Here is a 7,019-nt window from a genome sequence, read left to right as displayed (position 1 = left end):
GCCGGGTTAGCCGCCCCCGGCCATGGATGGCCGATGGCGGCGGGCCCACGGAGCAGGACCGGAGCGAGGGAACCCTGAGCCTAAGCGAAGGGCCGTACGTCAGGGGATAAAAGCGCTTGGTTACTTGGCGCTTTTCCAAGTGACCCGCCGTAAGGGCGGAACCAATAGCGGCCGTTACCGCAAAAATGGATATGTACCCAAAAGCATCGCGAGCAGGCTCGCTCCCACAATTGAACCGAGTACATCCACAAGAGTCAGGTCGGTTATCAGGCCGCCATCGCTGGCAAGCCAGCTCCCACAGTTGAACGGGGGACACCCGAGAAAACAGGACGCGGGCAAGCCACAGGAACCTCTTTCAAGCCGTAGACATGGCAATCGTAATGAACACCGTAGTAACAGTCGTAAGCGTCAGCCCAAACAAAAACAACCCATCCGCAATCCGCTCCAACCGATGATTACGTTTGGCCCTGCGCGTACGCAGCGCCCAATACGCAATCAAACAGGTCATCAGATAAATGATCGCATTGACCGCCAACAGATTCTGCCCGATCAAATCCTCCTGGCGAATATTGATCACCACCCGAAGAATCCCCACCACCGTCAGACAAACCCCCACCATCGCCCCGGACGAGGCGAAGATGTGGACGCAGATATCGTCATCCAGCGAACTGTTGCGCTCGGCTGTCATTGATACACCTCGTCATCACAAAGAACGGGCCCCGATTAGCGTAATCCACACCTTTGAATCGGCCCGCCCTGCAGGCGAAATTCTGATAGCCGGTGCACTTGCCCAAACGACCAATGGCTTGGCGTAAACCAGTCGTTGCAACTAGTTTTTATTCTCTAATGCAAGCAATAGCCCAATCAGAAAAGGAGCCTTCAAAAATGCGCGTACTCAGAACAGTCCTCATCGCCTCATTGTTAATCACCGGTGCAACGTCTTACATCGGTATCGCCCACGCCGAAGACGATATCGAGAAAGACGTCCGCGACGGCATGCGAGACCTGGACCACGATGTCGATCGCGATGGAAAAGATATCGATAAGGAAGCAAAGAAACTGGATAAAGAACGGCACAAGGAAGACAAACATCTTGATAAAGAGGAGAAGAAAGATCTCTGACTGTTTCAACAAAACAACACTATTTGATAACCAGCCTTTGCATCGCCCACTGATGTAAATGACAGGTTTAACTTCTGAAAGATGCAACTCATCGGATAGTGAATAGCAGAAATTCGCAAAAACTTGCGTGCCATCATTGCTGTTCTAGACTGCGAAAAGTTGCGCGCAACAGCCTGTATCTCATACAGGATGCGGGTTGGCGCGGTGTGGCCGCGGCTCAGCTACGGCAACACACAGGCAACACACAGGCGAACTGCATTCGTAGTTCATCGGCAGGCCAACGAAGGTCGCGATCATGCCCAGAGCTTTCAGCGTCCGTCCCCTTGCACTGCGCGCGAGCCTTCTGGCTATCGCGTTGACCGGTTGCTCAACGCAGCACGCCAGCGAGCCCGCCTCGCCACCTCTGCGGCAGAACCCCGAGTTCACCTACGATGCCAGCGGCGTGACCCATGCCACGCTGACGGCGGCCGAGCAGCAGGTGAATGTGGGCAATGAGCGCTACGTGTCCCTGGTGTTCAACGGCGATTACGATTCGCCACTGATTCGCACCCGGCCGGGCGGAACCATGGCGATTCGCCTGGACAACCGCATGGACGAAATCACCAATCTGCATTTCCACGGCATGCAGGTGTCGCCACTGGACGAAGGCGACAATATTTTCCGCGTGACCCCACCGCACAAGGTCGGCGAGTACAACGTCAAGTTGCCGCTGGCTCACAGCCCCGGCGCCTACTGGTATCACAGCCATTTCCACGGCGGCTCCCAGCGTCAGGTCTCGGCGGGGATCGCCGGGCCGATTCTGGTGGATGGCATGCTCGACCCCTTCCCCGAACTCAAGGGCATCAAGGAACAGGTGCTGGTGCTGCGCAACTTCCAGAAAACCCTGACCGGCAAAGTCGCCAGCGAGATCATCACCAGCGCACCGTCGATCCGCACGATCAATGGCCAGGAAGTGCCCACCATCGACATCAAGCCCGGGGAAACCCAGCTCTGGCACTTCATTAACATTGCCGCCAACCAGTACTTCCGCATCAAGATCAATGGCCAGACGATGCAGGTGCTGTCCCGCGACGGCAATACCGTGACCCGTCGAGTCGATGCCAAACAGGTACTGATCGGGCCGTCGGCGCGCTTCAGCGTGCTGGTGGTCGGGCCGCCAGCCGGCACCTATGAAATCGAAGCAGGTTCAGGCAACACCGGGCCGGCGGGCGATCAGTACCCGGCGGCCAAGCTGGCGATCCTGCGTTCCAGCGGCGCGCAGGTCGCGACCAAACAGATCACCAGCGCCTACCCGCCCGCCGAAGACTTCAGCAAGATCGCGGTGAACAAGACCCGCCAGTTCGCCTTCCAGGACTCTGACACCGACCCTAACGCGTTCCTCATCAACGGCACGCGCTTCGAGCTGGACCGGGTCAACACCACGGTGAAACTCGGCGATGTCGAAGAGTGGCGGCTGTTCAATCCATCCCAGGAACTGCACCAGTTCCACATCCACCAGGTCGATTTCCAGGTCACCGAGATCAACGGCAAGAAGGTGGAGTTCAGCGGCTACCGCGACAACGTGTTCATCCCCGCCACCGGCTCGATCACCGTGCGCATCCCCTTCCGCGATCCGGTGATCCTCGGCAAGTTCGTCTACCACTGCCACATCCTCGAACACGAGGACGGCGGCATGATGCAGGCGATTCAGGTGGTCAAGCCGGAGGACTACGAGCAGGCGGTCAAGCTCGAACCTTTGGGCGGCCTGTACGGTGAAAACAACCAGTTGTGCTCCTACCTGCGCAACACCGGACAGGACCCGAAAGCGTCCAGCCCGCTGGTCAAGTCGCAGGTCGATAAGGGGTTCGCGCCATGAACAACTATCGCCTGGCAATGTTAGTGATGGGATCGGTGTGCGGCGTCGAAGCCACCCTGGCCGATGACGGGCAGTACCCCAACGTCGGCATGGATTACGACGCGACCTTCCAATACGACCACGTGCATTCCGACTCGCCCCAGGGCGGCAATCGCAACAGCACGGACGCCTACCCGGACATCAACGCGACCTTCTACTTCCGCTTCACCCATGACCAGCAGATCCAGCTGTCCGCCGAGATCAACCCCATCGACGGGCCGGAGCCAGGGCAGAAGCGTTTCTTCGAGGACGTGGGCCTGGTGATCAATGATCTGAACTACTACCAGAACAACGCCAACTCGGCGTTCATGGTCGGCAAATACCACGTGCCCTTCGGGCGCGCCCAGGACCAGGCACCCGGCCTGTACACCGAGGATTTCGTCAGCACCTACGATCTGGACGGCATGCTCGGCGGGACGGTTGCTTACCGCTTTTTCGACCAGCGCCTGGGGATGATCGAGCCGAACGTCAGCATCTACACCGCGGACAATTCATTCCTCGGTCGCCCGTACTTGCGCCATGGCGAGAAGCTGGAGCGCAGCGACGGCGGCCCTTCCAACACCGGCAAGCTCGACTCCTATGCGGTGACGGTGAACTGGCTGGCGATTCCGGCGATTCCGTATCTGGAAATGCAGGCCGGCTACATGTTCAACAAACAGGCCGAGGACGAGACGCAAGCCACGCCGCCGGGCGAGGACGATGAGACCATCAAGATCGCTTCGGCCCGCTACATCTGGGCCTGGGAGCCGAGCACCGATCTTGAGCCAACGCTGGAGGGGCGGTACTTCGATATCGTGCCTTTCATCGAGTTCGCCGATGTGGAAAGCGAAGGCGGGATCAAGGGCAACGACACCCGCTACCTGACCACCTCGCTGACCTTCGATTTCGGCGACTGGTCCGTCGGCGCAACCCGCACCGACAAGCATCGCGAATCAACGGGTGGCGCGGATCGCCAGGATTATCTGAACGAGCTGAGCGTGACTTACAACATTACCGGCCAGATCAAGCTCGGGGTGTCCGCCGGCACCCAGAAAGAGGACGGCCAGATGTCCGAGCTGGTCGGCCTGGCGGTGACCTATTCCGGAGGTTTTTAAAGGATGAAGTGGCTGATAGCACTGCTGTTGACGGCAATGACCGCGAGCACCCTGGCCGCGACCCGCACCGATATCGGCGGACCGTTCCAGTTGACCAACCAGAATGGCCAGCGGGTCAACGAGCGCAGTTTTGGCCAGCCGGCGCTGCTGTATTTCGGCTTCATGACCTGCCCCGCGATCTGCCCGACCGACCTTGCGAAAATGGCCCGCATCAGTCGCCAGTTGCAACAGCAGCAAGGCATCAGCGTACGGCCGATCTTCGTGACCATCGACCCCGAGCGGGACACGCCGAAAAAGCTCAAGGAATACGTGAATTACTTCGCCAGCGATTTCGTCGGGCTGACCGGCTCGGCGCAGGAAATCACACGCATCACCGATGCCTATCACGTGTACTACAAGAAAGTGCCCACCGGGGACAAGCCGGGGGATTACATGATGGATCACTCGACCATTCTGTTCCTGCTCGACAGCCAGGGGCGCTACCTGAAGCATTTCGGGCGTGGGCTGGATGAGAAGGAAATCGAGAAGCAGGTGGTGGCGGCGTTGGCGGATGCGGCTGGTCGCTAAAACCGTTCACCGCCCCACTGTAGGAGCGAGCATGCTCGCGATGGAGGCACATTCACCGTGGGGTGTCAGGCAGCCAGCGTTATCGTTGACGTCCATCGCGAGCATGCTCGCTCCTACAGGGGGGATGTGTACTTCAGTGCCGCGACATGAGGCCGTGAAGGACACCAAAACGCAGGCCCGGCTCCGACGGAGTCATGTGGTTGATGCCGAACACCTTGAATGCCGCCAGCATCAGCACCAACCCACCCGGCAGGATGCTCATGCGATGGGCCTGCAACCCCGCCAGCTTGAGCTTCTTCACGTGCCCCACTTCCAGCAGCCGCAACGACAGACGCAACAAACCGCTGTAGGTGATGCCGTCCTGGCCTGGATCGTTGAGGCCATTGGCATGAGAATCCGAGCCAGCATGCGTGCCGTGCCTGAAGAACCAATGGTCTGCTGCCAACCCTGGGCACGATAGCGACGGGCAACCTTGTCGAACTCTAGGGTAGCGACCAGCTCCGCTTCGAGCAGCGCCTGGGCGGTGATGCGTCCGCCGGCAAAGTAGCGTGCACCGAAAGTGCCGCTGCCGATGGCGATACTCTGGGAGACCAGCGGCTCACTGCCCCGCCCCAGAATCAGCTCGGTCGAGCCGCCGCCGACATCCACCACCAGCCGCATGCTCTCGGCACAGGGATTTCGGTGGGCCACGCCGGCATAGACCAGTCGGGCTTCTTCCTGCCCGGAGATGACGTCGATGGGAAACCCCAGGTGGCGTTCGGCGCTGGCCAGGAACAGATCGGCATTTTCCGCTTCGCGCAACGCGCTGGTTGCAACGGCCCGCACTCGCCCTTGCTCAAAACCTCGCAGTTTCTTGCCGAAGCGCGCCAGCGCCTGCCAGCCGCGATCCAGTGCAAGCTCATCCAGCGCCCCGCCCTGAAACCCTTCGGCCAAGCGCACAGGCTCACGCAGGGTTTTCAGCTCGCGAATCATGAACGCCTGGTTACGCTTGACCGGCTGGCCGATCATCAGGCGAAACGCATTGGAGCCCAGGTCAATGGCAGCAAAAAGGGAGGCGTCACCTTTCATGGTTGAGGTTCCTGGCAGTTTTTCTTGTCGGCCCGGCAGCGGCGTTGCACCGCACGCTGAAGCTATTCGCGACGATCCTGCCACGTACTCGGTGACATCCCGATGACAAGCCAATTAAATCTGCCATCACCTGTTCGTCACTACACCGTCACATACCCCGACATAGCATGCTGATTTCCACCTTCGTCGGAGTTCTGACCATGCTGTTGACCAACGACACCCTGATGCAACGCATCCACCGCGAGCTGCTCGACCACAGTGACGAAGAACTGGAACTGGAGTTGATGGAGGACGATCACGACCTCGGCGCACTGTTCAGCGATCACCTGGGCGACAGCCCGCAACGGCAGGAGCGCCGGCAGTACTTCAGCGAGCTGTTTCGCCTGCAGGGCGAACTGGTGAAGCTGCAGAGCTGGGTGGTGAAAACCGGGCACAAGGTGGTGATTCTGTTCGAAGGTCGCGATGCGGCGGGCAAAGGTGGCGTGATCAAGCGCATCACCCAAAGGCTCAACCCGCGGGTCTGCCGAGTTGCCGCCCTGCCCGCGCCCAACGACCGCGAACGCACCCAGTGGTACTTCCAGCGTTATGTCTCGCACCTGCCGGCCGCCGGTGAAATCGTCCTGTTCGACCGCAGCTGGTACAACCGCGCCGGTGTCGAGCAAGTGATGGGCTTCTGTAACGAAGACCAGTACGAAGAGTTCTTCCGCACCGTCCCTGAGTTTGAGCGGATGCTCGCGCGCTCCGGCATTCAGTTGATCAAGTACTGGTTCTCGATTTCCGATCAGGAACAGCATTTGCGCTTTTTGAGCCGCATTCACGACCCGCTCAAGCAATGGAAACTCAGCCCCATGGACCTGGAATCCCGCCGGCGCTGGGAGGCCTACACCAAGGCCAAGGAAATCATGCTCGAACGCACCCACATCGCCGAAGCCCCGTGGTGGGTGGTGCAGGCTGACGACAAGAAAAAGGCGCGGCTCAACTGCATTCATCACCTGCTGAGCCAGATGCCGTATGAGGAAGTGGAGTTGCCAGCGATCGAACTGCCGGAGCGTGTGCGTCAGGAAGACTACTCGCGCAACCCGACGCCGCCGGAAATCATTGTGCCGCAGGTTTACTGAAGATCTGGCCGTAATGAATTTGTAACCTTGCTGCCGCAATACTGACGGCATACACCGCGTGCTTTTCCCGCCGCCCTTTATGGGCGGCTTTTTTTTGCCCGCCGCTTAACTGAAATTTCTGCGAACCGCTTGTCTGTGGGAGCGAGGCTTGCCCGC

6 protein-coding genes and 1 pseudogene are annotated in these 7,019 nt (G+C 59.5%); 5 read left to right on the top strand and 2 right to left on the bottom strand.

Annotated elements, in window-relative coordinates:
* Window positions 1–355: 355 nt before the first annotated feature.
* Window positions 356–688, bottom strand: a complete 333-nt coding sequence (locus tag K9857_RS29090) for a hypothetical protein (RefSeq protein ID WP_224541822.1) — start codon at window positions 686–688, stop codon at window positions 356–358.
* A gap of 197 nt (window positions 689–885) precedes the next feature.
* Between K9857_RS29090 and K9857_RS29085 the strand changes: the two genes are divergently transcribed.
* The 4 genes from K9857_RS29085 to K9857_RS29070 all read left to right on the top strand — a co-directional run bounded on the left by K9857_RS29085 (window position 886) and on the right by K9857_RS29070 (window position 4,677).
* A complete protein-coding gene (locus K9857_RS29085; RefSeq protein WP_224541820.1) occupies window positions 886–1,122 on the top strand; it encodes a hypothetical protein in 237 nt (78 codons plus the stop codon).
* Between the two features lie 295 nt (window positions 1,123–1,417).
* A complete protein-coding gene (locus tag K9857_RS29080; RefSeq protein WP_224541819.1) occupies window positions 1,418–2,977 on the top strand; it encodes a multicopper oxidase family protein in 1,560 nt (519 codons plus the stop codon).
* Window positions 2,974–4,110: a hypothetical protein gene (locus K9857_RS29075; RefSeq protein WP_224541817.1), complete on the top strand. Its 1,137-nt coding sequence runs from the start codon at window positions 2,974–2,976 to the stop codon at window positions 4,108–4,110. Before K9857_RS29080 ends, K9857_RS29075 begins: the two co-directional genes overlap by 4 nt.
* A 3-nt stretch (window positions 4,111–4,113) precedes the next feature.
* A complete protein-coding gene (locus K9857_RS29070; protein WP_224541815.1) occupies window positions 4,114–4,677 on the top strand; it encodes an SCO family protein in 564 nt (187 codons plus the stop codon).
* Between the two features lie 133 nt (window positions 4,678–4,810).
* Here the strand turns inward: K9857_RS29070 and K9857_RS29065 are convergent.
* Window positions 4,811–5,745 (bottom strand): annotated as a pseudogene (locus tag K9857_RS29065) (Ppx/GppA family phosphatase).
* 224 nt (window positions 5,746–5,969) lie between these two features.
* On the opposite strand from K9857_RS29065, the gene ppk2 reads away from it, so the two are divergent.
* Window positions 5,970–6,863, top strand: a complete 894-nt coding sequence (gene ppk2, locus K9857_RS29060; protein WP_224541824.1) for a polyphosphate kinase 2 — start codon at window positions 5,970–5,972, stop codon at window positions 6,861–6,863.
* The last annotated feature ends 156 nt before the right edge of the window (window positions 6,864–7,019 follow it).

Source organism: Pseudomonas sp. REP124 (genome assembly GCF_020164475.1).
GTDB lineage: Bacteria > Pseudomonadota > Gammaproteobacteria > Pseudomonadales > Pseudomonadaceae > Aquipseudomonas.
The sequence above is the reverse complement of the archived record's forward strand: the minus strand, read 5'-3'. Positions and strand labels throughout refer to the sequence as shown.